10 protein-coding genes are annotated in these 15,147 nt (G+C 53.6%); 9 read left to right on the forward strand and 1 reads right to left on the reverse strand.

Translation table 11 applies throughout. The features are described from left to right. Positions 1-165 precede the first annotated feature (165 nt). The 9 genes from Q8O92_15165 to Q8O92_15205 all read left to right on the forward strand — a co-directional run bounded on the left by Q8O92_15165 (position 166) and on the right by Q8O92_15205 (position 14,182). Positions 166-1,500 carry an AGE family epimerase/isomerase gene (locus Q8O92_15165; protein ID MDP2984658.1) on the forward strand — a complete coding sequence of 445 codons (1,335 nt, stop codon included), beginning with the start codon at positions 166-168 and terminating at the stop codon, positions 1,498-1,500. A gap of 116 nt (positions 1,501-1,616) precedes the next feature. Beyond that, entirely contained in the window at positions 1,617-2,942 is a 1,326-nt protein-coding gene (locus Q8O92_15170) for an AGE family epimerase/isomerase (protein MDP2984659.1), read from the forward strand. A 241-nt stretch (positions 2,943-3,183) separates the two neighbouring features. Continuing rightward, on the forward strand, positions 3,184-4,515 hold the full coding sequence (locus Q8O92_15175; protein ID MDP2984660.1) for an AGE family epimerase/isomerase: 1,332 nt from the start codon (positions 3,184-3,186) through the stop codon (positions 4,513-4,515). Next, a complete protein-coding gene (locus Q8O92_15180; GenBank protein ID MDP2984661.1) occupies positions 4,512-5,846 on the forward strand; it encodes an AGE family epimerase/isomerase in 1,335 nt (444 codons plus the stop codon). The genes Q8O92_15175 and Q8O92_15180 overlap by 4 nt, the downstream gene beginning before the upstream one ends. A gap of 141 nt (positions 5,847-5,987) precedes the next feature. Further along, entirely contained in the window at positions 5,988-7,190 is a 1,203-nt protein-coding gene (locus Q8O92_15185; GenBank protein MDP2984662.1) for an AGE family epimerase/isomerase, read from the forward strand. Then, positions 7,187-8,461, forward strand: coding sequence for an AGE family epimerase/isomerase (locus tag Q8O92_15190; GenBank protein MDP2984663.1), 1,275 nt, complete (start codon positions 7,187-7,189; stop codon positions 8,459-8,461). The genes Q8O92_15185 and Q8O92_15190 overlap by 4 nt, the downstream gene beginning before the upstream one ends. A 136-nt stretch (positions 8,462-8,597) precedes the next feature. Continuing rightward, entirely contained in the window at positions 8,598-10,121 is a 1,524-nt protein-coding gene (locus tag Q8O92_15195) for an AGE family epimerase/isomerase (protein MDP2984664.1), read from the forward strand. Positions 10,122-10,305: 184 nt separating this feature from the next. Continuing rightward, the gene (locus tag Q8O92_15200) at positions 10,306-12,504 is read left to right on the forward strand and encodes a transglutaminase-like domain-containing protein (GenBank protein MDP2984665.1); all 2,199 of its coding nucleotides are present in this window, start codon (positions 10,306-10,308) and stop codon (positions 12,502-12,504) included. Positions 12,505-12,913: 409 nt separating this feature from the next. Next, positions 12,914-14,182: an AGE family epimerase/isomerase gene (locus tag Q8O92_15205; protein ID MDP2984666.1), complete on the forward strand. Its 1,269-nt coding sequence runs from the start codon at positions 12,914-12,916 to the stop codon at positions 14,180-14,182. Positions 14,183-14,481: 299 nt separating this feature from the next. Here the strand turns inward: Q8O92_15205 and Q8O92_15210 are convergent. Continuing rightward, the coding region (locus Q8O92_15210) for a DUF4159 domain-containing protein (protein ID MDP2984667.1) at positions 14,482-15,147 on the reverse strand (666 nt) is incomplete at its 5' end.

Genomic DNA, 15,147 nt, shown 5'->3' on the forward strand with positions numbered 1-15,147 from the left:
GCGTGTATTGTTGTAGTAGCTGTGGTAATGTGGGAAAACGTGAAACGTTTTTCCAAGTAACTGTTGGAAAGTCAAAGACTTTTCAATGGTTACGTCATTTCCACAGCTTTCTCATTTTTTCATATTATTTTTGACAGTACCCCCATACATATAAGGAGAGGATGTATGAAAAGACGTTCGTTTTTCACCCGGTCGGCGGGGACTGCGGCTGTGGCCGGAATGGGGATGGTATCGGTAAAGAACGCCGAATCAGCCCCTGCGTCGGCTTCCGTTACCGATAACGGCAAGCTTGGCGGAATGACTCTGAAGCAGATTCTGGACCAGTACCGGTATGATCTTTTCACTGATTTTCTTCCCTTCATGGACAAGTATGTGATAGACCATGAGCTGGGCGGATTCATGTGCACTGTCGACCGTGACGGCGCCCAGATTTCCTCCGAAAAGTCGGCGTGGTATGAGGGAAGAGGAATATGGACCTATTCCTATCTCTACAACAAAGTGGATCCCAATCCCAAATATCTGGAAGCGGCCCGCAAATCCGTCGAATTTGTCATGAAGATTATGCCTTCCGGCGATAATCCCTGGCCGCGCGCATTCAAAAAGGATGGGACTCCCCTCTCCGGCAAACCCGACATTTACGGCGACCTTTTCATCGCCAACGGGCTCCAGGAATTCTCCAAGTCCAAAGGGAACGAAAAGTACTGGGACATGGCAAAAGAGATTCTCTTCCGGCGGATGAAAGATTTCGACAGCCCCGATTACGACTATGTTGTAACCTATGCAGTACCCCAGGGAGCGCCCCCTCCCCTTACAGCTCCCAGCGTGCTCGGCCACTGGATGGTGATTATCGATCTGACCACCCAGATGCTGGAAATGAAATCCGACCCTCAGGTGGAAGCCCTTGCCAGCCGTGCGGTGGATGCTATCATGAACAAGCATTTCAATCCTGATTTCGCCCTCCAGAACGAAGTTCTCAACCACGATATGAGCCGTAATAAAGAATATGCCCAGTTTTCCTACACCGGCCATGCCATCGAAACATTCTGGATGGTGCTGCATGAGGCTGTGCGGAGAAAGGATAAGGCGCTCTTCGACCTGACCGCCGAACGTCTCAGACGGCATATAGAGGTGGCATGGGACAATGTCTACGGCGGAGCATTCCGCGCTCTGTACGATGTGGACAAGAACATCTGGGCGCTGGACAAGGTGACCTGGCTTCAGGAGGAAATTCTCATCGGAACCCTGCTCTTGTGCGAGCACACCGGCGCCCAGTGGGCCAAAGACTGGTTCGGGAAAGCATACAAGTACGCTTTGGAGAAGCTGACGCTCAAACAGTACGGTTTCCCGCTCTGGGTGGTAGGAGGCGACCGCAAGGTGACTTTTGTCCGTAAGACCAGCCGCTGCGAGCATTTTCACCACCCGCGCCACCTGATGAAGAATATCCTCGCACTGGACGCGATGATAAAAAGAAACGGCAGGGTATCGGGACTTTTCGGATAACATGGTTTGCTAATTTTTTAGATCCTGAAACGAGTTCAGGATGACACGTGTCATGCCGAACTTGTTTCGGCATCTAATTTAATAAAGAGGCGCAAAGCGAAAAACAGGAGATGTTTATGAAACGACGTTCTTTTTTGGGGGCTTCAGCCGTAGCGGCGGCATCCGGCATCGGCGTACTACCTGCGCGCGAGGCTCATTCCGCAGTAAAGCCGGCCTCGGCCACCTACAATGGCAAGCTCGCCGGATATACACTCGAGGAGCTCCGCAAGCTCTACCGGTACGACCTGTTCGAGGATTATATCCCTTTCCACGACAAGTATGTGGTCGATCATGATCTGGGCGGTTTCATGGTGACGGTTGACCGCGACGGCGCCCAGATCAGCTCTGACAAGGGCACATGGTATCTCGGCCGGGGTATCTTTACCTATTCCTTACTCTGCAACAAGGTGGATAATAATCCCAAAAATATGGAAGCCGCCCGTAAGGCGGTGGAGTTCACCCTCGCGCGGAAACCTTCCGGCGAAGCGTTCTGGCCGGCGACCTTCTCAAAAGACGGCAAGCCCATCGCGCCTCCGGAAACACGCTTCTACGGCGACATGTTCATCGCCATCGGCCTGGCTGAGTTTTCCAAATCTCCGGGCAACGAGAAATATTGGGACATCGCCAAGGAGATTATCCTCAAATGCGTGCGGGTCTATGACCGCGACGATTATCCCCCGGAAACGCTCGGCAAGGGCGGCCCTACGGTGAATGCCCCGCGCATCCAGGGACACTGGATGGTTCTCATTAACACCATCAACACGATGCTCGAAAAACGCTACGACCCGGAGATGGAGGCGCTCATCAACCGCGCTCTCGACGCCGAGATGAACAAGCATTACAATCCCGCGTACCAGCTCAACAACGAAGTGCTCAACCATGACCTCTCGCGCCCGGACAACGATTACAACCAGTACGTGGTCACCGGACATTCCATCGAAACGATGTGGATGGTCATGTACGAAGCGCTGCGCCGCAAGGACAAGAAGCTTTTCGATACCGCCGCCGAGCGCTTCCGCCGTCATGTCGATGTGGCCTGGGATCATGTCTATGGCGGGGCGTACCACACCCTCACCCATGTGGACAATAATATCTGGGTTGTCGGGAAGGCTCAGTGGCTCCAGGCGGAGATTCTCATCGGCTCGCTCTGCATCGTGGAGCATACCGGCGCGGAGTGGGCGAAGGATCTCTTCTCGAAAACCTATACCTATATCCGTGACAAGTGGGTGCTCAAGCAGTACGGGTTCCCGCTCTGGATCGATTACGCCGACCGGAAGGTGACATTCCAGCGCCACGCCAGCCGGGCGGAGAACTTCCATCACCCGCGCCATCTCATACTCAATCTGCTCGCAATCGAGCGTATGATCAAGCGGGGCGGAAAGGTGTCGGGTGTGTGGGGATAAGGAGAAATTTATACCGCCTTTTCCATCGGCTTTACCTGCAACTCGATGGGAAAGCAAATAGATCCTGAAACGAGTTCAGGATAACACGTGTCATGCCGAACTTGTTTCGGCATCTATACCTCACTATCGCCAGTGTCATGCCGAACTTGTTTCGGCATCTATACCATTTCCCTCTTGCTGTTACCGCACGCCCTTCGTATTTTGCTCAGAACGACAGAAAACCGTTTTGGTAAGGACTACCATGAAACGAAGGCGCTTCATAACCTCTGCAGCCGGAGCGGGCGCGGCGGTTTCACTTTCCGGAACAGCCTCCGCCGCTGCTCAGGCTGCAAAAGTAACCGACTCTTCCGGCAAGCTCGCCGGATACACCCTCGATGAACTTCACAGGCTCTACCACTATGACCTTTTCGATGATTTCCTCCCGTTCCACGACAAGTATGTAATAGACCACCAGTACGGCGGCTATATGGTTACCGTAGACCGTGACGGAACCAGGATCAGCGATGAAAAAGCCGCCCGATACTTAGGTCGGGGAATCTGGACTTATTCGTTCCTCTACAACCGCCTGGACAAGAATCCGAAGCACATGGAGGAATTGAAGCGCACGGTGGCGTTCACACTCAAGAACAAACCGGAAGGCGCCGCTCTCTGGCCGGAGGTATACTCCCGCGAGGGAAAACCGATCAAAGGGCCGACCAACCGGGTGTATGAAGACCTGTTCATCGCCAACGGTCTGGCCGAGTTTGCCAAGGCTGCCGGAGATGATACTTATTGGAACATTGCCAAAGACCTCCTGGTCAAGAGCATGAAAATCTACGACAGCCCGGATTACCCGCCCGCCGGAACCGATTTCTTCACCGGCGTCGAGGGGATCAGCGTACCCGGCCCCCGCATCCAGGGGCACTGGATGTGCCTCCTGGACCAGGCTACCACCATGCTCGAATACAAATCCGATTCCTTCGTGCAGGAGATCGCCGACCGCGCCCTTGACGCCATCATGAACCGTCATTTTAACCCGGAATACCGCCTAAACGACGAGGTGATAAACCACGATCTCTCGCGGGTGGACAACAAGCTGGCGCACTATATCGATTTCGGCCATAACACCGAAACCGCCTGGATGGTGATGTATGAGGCCGCCCGGCGCAGGGACAGGCGGCTTTTCGACACTGCGGCCGAGCGCCTGCGCCGGTTCTTCGAGGTGGCCTGGGATGAAGTGTACGGCGGGCTGTTCCACACGCTGAAAAATGTGGACGACAATGTCTGGGAAACATTCAAGGCTCAGTATCTGCAAGGGGAAATGCTGGTCGGGCTTCTCTTTGTCATCGAGCACACCGGGGCGCAGTGGGCGAAAGAGTACTTCTCGCGGCTCTATACCTATGTCCGGGCGAAATTCCCCCTCAAACAGTATGGCTTTCCCCTCTGGATTGATTACGCCGACAGGAAGGTGACCTTCGAGCGTCACGCCAGCCGCGCCGAAAACTTCCACCATCCGCGCCATCTCATGCGGAATCTGCTGGTCATCGAGCGGATGATCAGGCGTGATGGTAAAATTTCGGAGAGTTTCTCATGAAACGACGGACATTTTTCCCGGCAGCAGCCGGAACCGGCGTTCTCGCCGCGGGTATACCATTTTCCTGCAAACTGGCGGCGAAATCCACCAGTCCGGTGAGAATCACCGACATCGAAGGCATGAGTCTCGATGCGCTGCACAAAGAGCTGCATTCCGAACTCTTCGATATCTTCCTCCCTCTCATGGACAGGTGGGTGATCGACCGCGAATACGGAGGGTTCATGTGCAACGCCCGCTGCGACGGTGTTCACACCAACATGAACAAGCGGACGTGGTACGAGGGACGCGGGATATGGGTCTACTCCTTCCTCTACAACACGATCGATCGCAACCCGAAACACCTTGAAGTGGCCCGTAAATCAGTGGAATTCATCCTGAAAACCACTCCGCCGAAAAACACCCTCTGGGGCGCATGGTTCACCCGTGAGGGGAAACAGATCGGCGGGCCGGACACCGACATCTACAGCGACATCTTTGTCGCAGAAGGCTTGCAGGAGTTTGCGGTGGCCGCGAACCAAATGTGGTGCCTCGATGCGGCAAAAACGATAGTGCTCAAGATAATGGATATTTACGACAACAGCCCCGATTACCAGACTGTCATTTCAGGCACAATGGCCGCAGGAGGTGCAAAACTTCCTCAGGGCGCGAGAATTCTGGGGCATTGGATGCTGACCTTCCGGCTCATCTTTCAGATGCTCCAGAAACGCCTCGACCCGCAGCTCGAGGAGATAGCCGCCCGGTGCCAGGACGCGTTCATGAACAAACATTACAACCCCGAATACGGACTTTTCAACGAATACCGCAATCATGATTTCTCTCCCATACAGGATGAAAGATTCCGCGACTACTGTGTCGGCCACGGCCATGAAGGGCTCTGGATGGTCATGGAAAAGGCGGTCCAGGATAAGGATAAAAAGTTGTTCGATACCTGTGCGGAGCGGCTGAAAAGGATGATCGAGGTATTTTGGGACGACGTGTATGGAGGCGAGTTCCAGATACTTACGAATGTGGATAAAAATCAGTGGGAAATGTCCAAAACGTTATGGCTCCATACGGAAATCCTCATCGGAACCATGATGGTCATCGAGCATACCGGGGCTGACTGGGCGAAATTCTGGTTCGCACGGAACCAGCGCTATATCCGCGACAAGCTCGACCTGAGAAATTACGGCTACCAGGGATGGATGCTCTTCCCGGACCGCAAAGCCACCTTCGACCCGAACTACGACCGTATCTGCAACTTCCATAAGCCAAGGCAGCTCATGCTGAACCTTCTGGCGATAGAGCGGATACAGAAACAGGGAGGGAAGATTTCAGGGATATTTGGGTAAAGAAAGAAAAAACAATAGCAGACAGGATTAACATGATTAACAAGATTTGAAATTAAAAGAAAAAAAATTTATTCTTGTAAATCTTGTAAATCATGTCTAATTTCTTTTTCTTTACAAATATAAAAATAGAAAGAAAAAACTATGAGCACACCTTCCACCCTTGCGGGCATGACCCTGGAAGAACTCCGCGACAGATACCGCCATGATTTGTATGAAGAGTATCTGCCCTTTGTTGACCGCTGCGTGATCGATCGCAAGTACGGCGGCTTTCTCTGCCATGCTGCTCCGGACGGAATCCATGTCAACACGGAAAAACGCGCCTGGTATGAAGGCCGCGGCATCTGGATTTATTCCTACCTCCATAACAAGATGGGTCGTGACCCCGGCCATCTTGAAATTGCCGCCAAATCTGCGGAATTTACCCTCCGGCTCAAACCGGAGGGAGACGCTTTCTGGCCGGCCTCCTTTACCCGTGTGGGGCAGCCGCTCACCGAAGGTGAAATCTACGGCGACCTGTTTATCGCTCTGGGCCTGCAGGAATTGTCCAAGGCCCCCGGGCTGGAAAAGTATTGGGACGAGGCCAAAGGCATCCTCATGAAATGCCTGCGGATGTTCGACAGCCCGGATTACCCCGGAAAATCCTTCCGCCCGGAGCTGCCGGATATAACCGCACCCCGGATGCTGGGGCACTGGATGATCATGATCCGGATCGCCTCCCAGATGCTAGAATCACGGCCTGATTCCGAATTGGAATCCCTTGCCGACCGGTGCGTTGACGCCGTCATAAACCGTCACTTCAACCCCCGTTTCCGTCTGGTGAACGAAGTACTGAACCATGATTTCTCCCGTCCGGATAACGAGTACGAACGGTGGTCCTACCTCGGCCACGCCCTTGAAGTGCACTGGTTTATCCTTGACGAGGCTCTGCGCCGCAGGGACAAGCAGCTTTTCGATACAGTGGCCGAACGATTCTCCCGGCACCTGCAAGTGGCTTGGGACCCTGTATTTGGCGGCGTATTTCGTTCGCTCGATGATGTTTACGAATATACCTGGATGCTGGATAAGATACTCCTCTTTCACTGCGAGATACTTATCGGCCTCATCATGCTTGTGGAACATACCGGCTCGCCCTGGGCGCTGGAATGGTACGACCGGGCCTATCACTATATGAAAAATACTTTCGATGCCCGCGCTCACGGCTATAATCCCTGGTATACTGTCCCCGATCGCATCGATACCTCCAAAATGAAGGATGAGCGTGTAGATAACTACCACTATCCGCAGCACCTCATGCTCAACCTGCAGGCGCTCGAACGGATGATTCAAAGGAAAGGAACATCATGAAACGACGCATCTTTTTCGGCGCTTCGGCAGGAGCCACCGCACTGCTCGCCGGAACCGACGTTGACGAAGTTTCTGCCGCAGGCGCCTCCCCGTTGAAAATCGCCGGGAGAACGCTCCCGGAGCTCCGGGAGGAGCACCGCTACTGGCTGTTCGACGATTTCCTGCCGTTCATGGACAAGTATGTGATAGACCATGAGCTGGGCGGGTTCATGTGCACAGCGGACCGCGACGGCAGGCAGATTTCTTCCGACAAACGCGGCTGGTACGAAGGGCGCGGCATCTGGGTATATTCGTACCTCTATAACAAACTTGCGAAGGAGCAGAAATACCTCGATGTAGCGGACAAATCGGTAAAATTCATCATGAAATACAAACCCTCCGGGGACAACCTCTGGCCTGAATACTACAAACGCGACGGCACGAACGACGGCAGGACGGACACCCGTCTCTACGGCGACCTTTTTATTGCGCTCGGCCTCCAGGAATACTCGAAAGCGACCGGGGACAGCCAGTACTGGAATCTCGCCAAAGACACCATCCTCAAGGATGTACGGCTCTACGACCGCCCGGATTATGAAAAGGACGGCCAGCGGGTTTCGGGAGTCTGGATGTGTCTCATCAATACCATTTCCGGCGCGCTTGAAAACAAACTTGACGGGGATCTCGAAAAAGTATTGGACCGCTCCATCGACGCAATTTTCAACTACCACTATAATCCCGAATTCCAGCTCAATAACGAAACCCTCAACCACGATCTCTCCCGTAACGCTGAGACAGCCCGGGACGCCTTCCTCGGACATCCCATCGAGACCTTCTGGATGATCATGTACGAAGCAGTCCGCCGCAAGGACAAAAAGCTCTTCGCCACCGCCTCCGAGCGTTTCCGCCGCCATGTGGAGGTTGCATGGGATAATGTCTACGGGGGCGTGTTTGAAGGTCTCGATAATGTTGACGAGAACCGCTTTTCGCTGCGCAAGGTGCTCTGGGAGCAGGGAGAGGTCCTCGTAGGCTCGCTCTGTATCTATGAGCACACCGGAGCGCCCTGGGCGCTGGAGTTGTACGAGCGTATGTACACCTACGTCATGGAGAAATTCCCGCTCAAGAAGTACGGCTATCCCCTGTGGATTGAATGGGGCGACCGCAAGGTAACCTTCCAGCCGCATGCCAGCCGGGTGGAGCATTTCCACCACCCGCGTCACCTCATGCTGAACATGCTCGCCCTCGACCGTATGATCAAGCGCGGCGGGAGATCATCGGGGATGATGGGATAATGAATTTAGATCCTGAAACCAGTTCAGGGTGACACGTGTCATGCCGAACTTGTTTCGGCATCTAATATACTTTCCGAATTTAAACAGTTACCGTCATACATACCATGTCTGAACCATCAAAAAGGAGGAAAGAACCATGAAGCGAAGATCATTTCTGGGAACGACAATCGGAACCGGTGTCGCGGCTGCAGGGCTGGCCGGATGCGGAAAAGCAACGACGTCTTCTTCGAACCGGGTGACCGGGCCGGATGGCAAAATGGCAGGAAAAACTCTGGAGGAACTCCGTGAGGAGCACCGGTACTGGCTCTTCGATGATTTCCTCCCGTTCATGGACAAATTTGTGATCGACCATCAGCTTGGCGGATTCATGTGCACAGTCGACCGCGACGGCACCCAGATCGACTCGAACAAGCGCACCTGGTACGAAGGACGGGGCATCTGGGCGTACTCCTACCTTTACAACAAGATCAAGCAGGACCCGAAATACCTTGAAGTGGCTAAAAAATCCGTGGAATTCATCGAAAAGCAGAATCCCCTGGGGAAAGAGCTCATGCCGGCCGGATACACGAAGGAAGGCAAGCCGCTCCAGGATGCGCCCGATCCGATTTTCTACGGCGATGTGTTTGTGGCCAACGGTTTCCAGGAGTATTCCAAAATCAAGGGGAATGAGAAATATTGGGATATGGCCAAACAGATACTCCTCAAGTGCGTGGATATTTATGACAACCGCCCCGGTTACGGCGACCTTCCTCCCGGCGCCAGACGCAGCATGACGGCGCGGACCGGAACCGGTCAGGGCCAGGGTGCAGGCAGGGGCGGCAGGGGCGGAACACAGGGAACAAGGCCCGCCGGAGCGCCCGGAGCTGCCGGAGCGCGAACTGCTGCCGGAGCTGCCGCCGCAGCAGCAAGACCTTCCCGCGGTTCCATGCAGGCAGTCCCCGCTGATGAAAACATGCCCGGGGTTGAACGCCCCAGATTCTGCGGGCACTGGATGGTTCTTCTCAACTGCGCCCAGCAGATGCTCGAGAACCGCGCGGACGCAGAAGTCGCGGCCATCGCCGACCGGAGCGTCAAAGCGGTCATGGATCATCATTACAACCCCGACTACGGGCTCATCAATGAGAACCTGAACCACGACCTCTCGCGCATCAAGAGCGATAACTACGGGCAGACCTGCATCGGCCACGGCCCGGAAACCCTCTGGATGATCCTTTACGATGCGGTCCGGACGAAGGACAAGGCGCTCTTCGACCGTGCGGCCGGATACCTTCAGCGCTCCGCAGATGTCTTCTGGGACGATGTCTACGGCGGCATGTTTGCCGGGCTGGACAATGTCGAACAGAATGTCTGGAGTGTTGGCCAGAAATCGGAATGGCTCCAGGGGGAAGTGCTTATCGGGACGCTCTGCGTGGTCGAGCACACCGGGGCGCAGTGGGCGAAAGACTGGTACGAAAAGCTCCATACCTATGTGATGCAGAAATTCCCGCTCAAGCAATACGGATTCCCGCTCTGGATAGCCTACGCAGACCGGAAGATAACGTTTGTACAGCATTACAGCCGCTGCGAGCATTTCCATCACCCGCGCTACCTCATGCAGAATATGCTGGCTCTTGACCGCATGATCAAGCGGGGCGGAAAGACATCAGGGTTATTTGAATGAAATTCCCGCTTTTTCTAAACTCACCTCTTGGTCTCCTCTCTATTCTATAGAGGAGATAACTCGTTGCGAGCCTTCTAGTTCCCCCTCTATAGGAGAGGGGGTCAGGGGGTGAGTTTCGGCGGAAAAAGAAAAGGACAGGCATTTAAACTTTTTCACAAATCTTTAAGAACGAGGTAATCTACCCGTGCGTATGAAAATTCTTTTCTGTTTCAGCCTTGCCGGGGCGGCTTTTTTTACCGGAGCGGCATCCGGTGAACCGGTGAAAGTGAAATTCAGCCTGGGCGCCGCCGCCCTGGAAGAACGGGGCCAGCTCCAGCAGGTGCGCTATAACCGGCTCGAACAGGCGTTCAAACTCGACGACATGCTCCTGGTCGAGGACGACGCCCCGGCCATCGGCATGCCGCAGGGCGCAAAGGACCGCTCCTGGTTTGAAAAGCTCCGGCGCGGAGTCATGGCCAGGAAGGACCTGGTGCTCGATGATCCCCGGGCTTTCGCCGGGTACCTGGTGTTCAACGGGCTCGAAATGAGCGGCAACGAAGAGCCCCTGCACATCAGCATCAACGGGAAACAGTTTCTCCGCCTGCCGACAAAATACGTCTTCCCTCTTGCCAGGGAGTATTACACCCGCGAATGGACGAATGGCGCCGATTTCGACAACTGGTTCCGGGTCGAAATCCCCTCCGGTACGCTGCGCAAGGGGGTCAACGAGATCATCCTCTGGGCCGAGTCGGAGAAACCGGGCTGGGAGATCATGGTCGCCTCCGAGGTTGAATATAAACGCGGGTCGGAGACGCGGCTCCATCATCCCAACCGGAGCGCCAAAAGCCATGACGGCGGCAAGACCTGGGATTTCGACAAGCTCGGCTGGAAGGACGAGATCGACGGCGAATACTGCATCCGCCTGAGCCTGGACCGGTTTGTACCGGAAGGCGCATATATCTCTCCGGTCATCGATCTGGCCGAAGAGCAGGGAAAGGCCGGGATAAAGAAATCCCTGAATCTTCACGACTGCCGGGTTCTCTGGGATATGGACATCCCGGAGGGAACGGAAGCGGTAGTCTCCGCGCGCCTGGGCCGTAATCCGGTCCATTCTGCGGAAGGCTGGTCTTCCTATGAGCCGGTAAAGAATTTCTCACGGGTATGGAAAAACCCTTCCGGGAGATACCTCCAGTTCAAAGTGACCATGAAAACGTCCAATCCGCTGGCGACGCCCGTTCTCAAAGGAGTCACGGTCGAAACCACGGCGGAGGAAGTCCCCGTCAAGGCCGGTGGGTTCCATCGTCTCGTGGAATTCAGGAACGGCCGGGTGATCCGTCCCTCGGTTCCGTTTGCCCACGAGGATTTCCTGAAGCTGAAAGATGTCCGTGAGAAGTTCGAGTTGGACAAGGTAATTGCGGGCGCCCGCACCGAATTCGAGGCGCAGCTCAAGCTCATGCGCTGGGCGTACGAAATACCCATCAAGGGCCTTGACCGTTATGCCTGGAGATACTCCGATCTCGCCCAACTCAAGAAGGACGACAAGGGGAATATCGTCTACGACCGTGATTTCGAATCCAAAGGCCGCCGCAGGGTGGGACATTGTCTCTACTGCAATCTGACCCTGATCGAGGCGTATCTGGCAATGGGTTATCCCGCCCGCTGGGTGAATATCGCCACCATGAGCACGTATGGCCATGAGGTGGTCGAAGTCTGGTCCAACGACCTCAACAAATGGGTTTTCATGGACGCCACCCGCGATTACTACATCTATGACCCCGATACCGGCATCCCCATGAACCTCGTCGAGGTAAACGACCGCCTGCGGGAGATATTAACCCGCCCGGTGACCTGGGAAGACCCCCTCAAAGCGCAGGTGCCGAACGACTCCCTGGCTTACAAGGTACGGGTCGCCTACCGTGAGGGGAACAACAAATTCTCCATCCGCGATATTACCCAGGGGCCGGAGCTTCTCCTCATGAAAGGGCACCTGAGCATGGTACTGCGGAACGATTTCGCCAGCCGTCCGACTCCGGTGCCCTGGCGCATCTCCAGCAACTGGGGCGGGCCTCTCTTCTATGGCTACTTCAACGATACCTTTCCCCGGAAACGTGAGTATGCTCTCCATACCGACCGCCGCCAGGATTTCTATCCGGCGCTCAACCAGTCGGAGCTGACTGTAAGCGAAACCGTCCGCCCGGATGTCCTGCGGGTCGATGCGGACACGGAAACCCCCGGTTTTCAGACCTTTCTTGTTCAGAGCGACAAAGGTGAATGGAAAGAGAATGCTTCTTCGTCCTTCGAGTGGCCGCTCCACGAGGGTTTGAATACGCTCCGGGTGAAAGTAAGGAACACTGCCGGAACGCTGGGGCCGGAAAGCTTTGTATCGGTGATGATGAATCAATAAAGATTGTCTGAACCACTGATGCGTGTGATTCTTGTGATAAAAGATGATGTTTAATAGATGCTGAAACAAGTTCAGCATAACACTGTCACCCCGAACTTGTTTCGGGGTCTATTGCGCTCTGCCATTTGCAGCGGATGTGACATGAATTTCAAGTTCATTACCTCACCCCCGTCCCCTCTCCTATCCAGGAGAGGGGTGACTCATCACCTGTACTGTTATTTCCCTCTCCTGACTCCGGGGTTCCCGCAAGTGCTTGCACTTGTGGGGTGGATAGAGAGGGTGCCCGAAGGGCGGGTGAGGTTTTCGGCTGAGTCGGGAGTTTCATATCATTATTGTCAGATCATATTTAAATCCTGTAAATCTTGTAAATCCTGTCTAAAAGTTTTTTCTCATTTATAAGGTATCCGCCATGAATCGACGCACTTTTCTTGGAACAACCGCCGGAGGCGGGAAGCTTTCCGGGCTTTCATTGAAAGAGCTGCGGGAGCGCTACCATTCCTATCTTTTCGATGAATTCCTGCCGTTCATGGACAAATATGTCATCGATACCGAGTACGGAGGATTCATGTGCAGCGCCGACCGTGACGGCGCCCGGCTGAACACCGACAAGAACGCCTGGTACCTGGGCCGTGGAACCTGGACCTATTCCTACCTTTATAATCACATCACGAAAGACCCGCACCATCTCGATGTGGCGCGCCGTGCGGTGGAATTTACCCTGAAACTGAAACCCTCCGGCGATACCCTCTTCACCCGTATGATAACCCGCGAGGGCAAACCCAAGGAAGGGCCGGACACTCAGGTCTACAGCGACATGTTTATCGCGGGCGGGCTGGCCGAATTCTCCAAGGCTTCCGGCGACATGCAGTACTGGGATATCGCCAAAGAGATCATGCTGAAATGCGTCCGAGTGTACGACCGTCCCGACTATTACCCGAACATCGCGGCATCCTACCAATTGGGCGCAGCCCCTCTCCAATTACCCGGAGCGCGGATCGGGGGAGTATGGATGACCCTCGTTCTATGCGCAACCCGGATGCTCGAGCTGAAACCCGATCCCGAGGTTGAAAAGGTGGCGGCGCGCAGTGTGGACGCGGTGATGAACTATCATTTCAATCCGGACTTCGCCCTCAACAACGAGCTTATCAACCACGATCTCTCCCGTCCCGCAAGCCCGTTCGACCAGTTTGCCTACACCAGCCACGCCTGGGAGACCCTCTGGATGATCATGGCCGAGGCCATGCGCCTCAAGGATAAAAAGCTCTTCGATCTAGCCGCTGAGCGGTTTCGGCGGCATATCGAGTGCTCCTGGGACCATGTTTACGGCGGCGCGTTCTCCGGCTGCCGCAATATCGCCCGTAACGACTGGATCCTGGAAAAGGCGATGTGGCCGCACGAGGAGATTCTCATCGGCGCCATGATGGTCATAGAGCACACCGGCGCCAACTGGGCGCAGGAGCTGTTCTCAAAGACTTTCGCCTATGTCAACGACAACTTTTACATGAAAAAATATGGTTTCCCGATGTTTCAACGCTCTGGAGCCCGCAAGGTCGTCTTCATCCCGCATTACAACAATGTTGATCTTTTTCACAACCCGCGGCATCTGATGCTGAATATGCTGGCGCTCGACAGGATGATAAAACGGGGCGGGAAAACGTCGGGATTCTGGAAGGGATAAAAAAAAAGGAACTCACCCTATAATCTCCTCTCTTAAAAAGATAGGTAAAGGCTCTTCTGCTACTTATCAACATGTTTTATGAAATAGAGAAGATTTTCTCATAAAACAACACCTTCAAATGGTTTACTGGAAGAGTAATCATTTCTGGCTTGGAAAACTCATAGAGCATCCAGAAATCATAACCAAGGGGGAGACTCTCAAAATTGGAGGAAAATCTGAAAGATGCCTAAATTCTTACAATGACGAAGGATGTGTGAATATCTATTAAACAGGATTTTCTTGGGGGTTTTATATTATTTTTAGGGTTTGGTTTTAAGGAATTTCTTATACCCGATCCCATCATCCTGTGTAAAGGCATATACTACAAGATTTACACCGAATTTAAGCTGGGGATCGTTATTTGTCATTTCATTCCATTTATATCCATAGCCATTGTTCGAATAAATAACCGCGAGACGGTTATCAAGCCAGATGCCTTCAAGGTTCATTTTTCGGTTTACAAGCCAATTTCCCTCAGGTGTCATTATATGATCTTCATACCCTCCGTGCTGGCCATTATTGAAATCGAAAAAGGAATGGTACAATGGGTGGTTATCAGGTATATCTGAAAATTTCGCATCGGAACCGAGCGAATCATGTAATATCTGCTTCAATGCTGCCTCAACCTTATCCAATTTATCCAGAAAAGCGCAATTATCGATAAAGGCAAATCCGCCGCTGCGAAGATAGAGACCGAAATTTTTCGTTTCCGCTTCCGTGAGTTTAAAAGTATTATCAGTTGATACAATTAAAAAAGGTTGTTCAAATAGTCTTTGTTTGTCATCGAGATTCAAGTGAGTGTTTACCTTGGCCTTTATTTCTGTAAAACGTCTAACAGCCTCTACAAGGTTGATTGTTGCTCTTTTCAATTTATCCGGAGGCTTCAACTGCCTGCCCCAGGCTTGAGAAATATAGAGATAATTGGT

This window comes from Candidatus Latescibacter sp. (assembly GCA_030692375.1).
Taxonomy (GTDB): domain Bacteria; phylum Latescibacterota; class Latescibacteria; order Latescibacterales; family Latescibacteraceae; genus JAUYCD01.

Bases quoted from the DNA above. Each gene is read 5' to 3' on its own strand.
- Q8O92_15165 (MDP2984658.1), top strand. From the start codon at position 166: ATGAAAAGACGTTCGTTTTTCACCCGGTCGGCGGGGACTGCGGCTGTG.
- Q8O92_15170 (MDP2984659.1), top strand. From the start codon at position 1,617: ATGAAACGACGTTCTTTTTTGGGGGCTTCAGCCGTAGCGGCGGCATCC.
- Q8O92_15175 (MDP2984660.1), top strand. From the start codon at position 3,184: ATGAAACGAAGGCGCTTCATAACCTCTGCAGCCGGAGCGGGCGCGGCG.
- Q8O92_15180 (MDP2984661.1), top strand. From the start codon at position 4,512: ATGAAACGACGGACATTTTTCCCGGCAGCAGCCGGAACCGGCGTTCTC.
- Q8O92_15185 (MDP2984662.1), top strand. From the start codon at position 5,988: ATGAGCACACCTTCCACCCTTGCGGGCATGACCCTGGAAGAACTCCGC.
- Q8O92_15190 (MDP2984663.1), top strand. From the start codon at position 7,187: ATGAAACGACGCATCTTTTTCGGCGCTTCGGCAGGAGCCACCGCACTG.
- Q8O92_15195 (MDP2984664.1), top strand. From the start codon at position 8,598: ATGAAGCGAAGATCATTTCTGGGAACGACAATCGGAACCGGTGTCGCG.
- Q8O92_15205 (MDP2984666.1), top strand. From the start codon at position 12,914: ATGAATCGACGCACTTTTCTTGGAACAACCGCCGGAGGCGGGAAGCTT.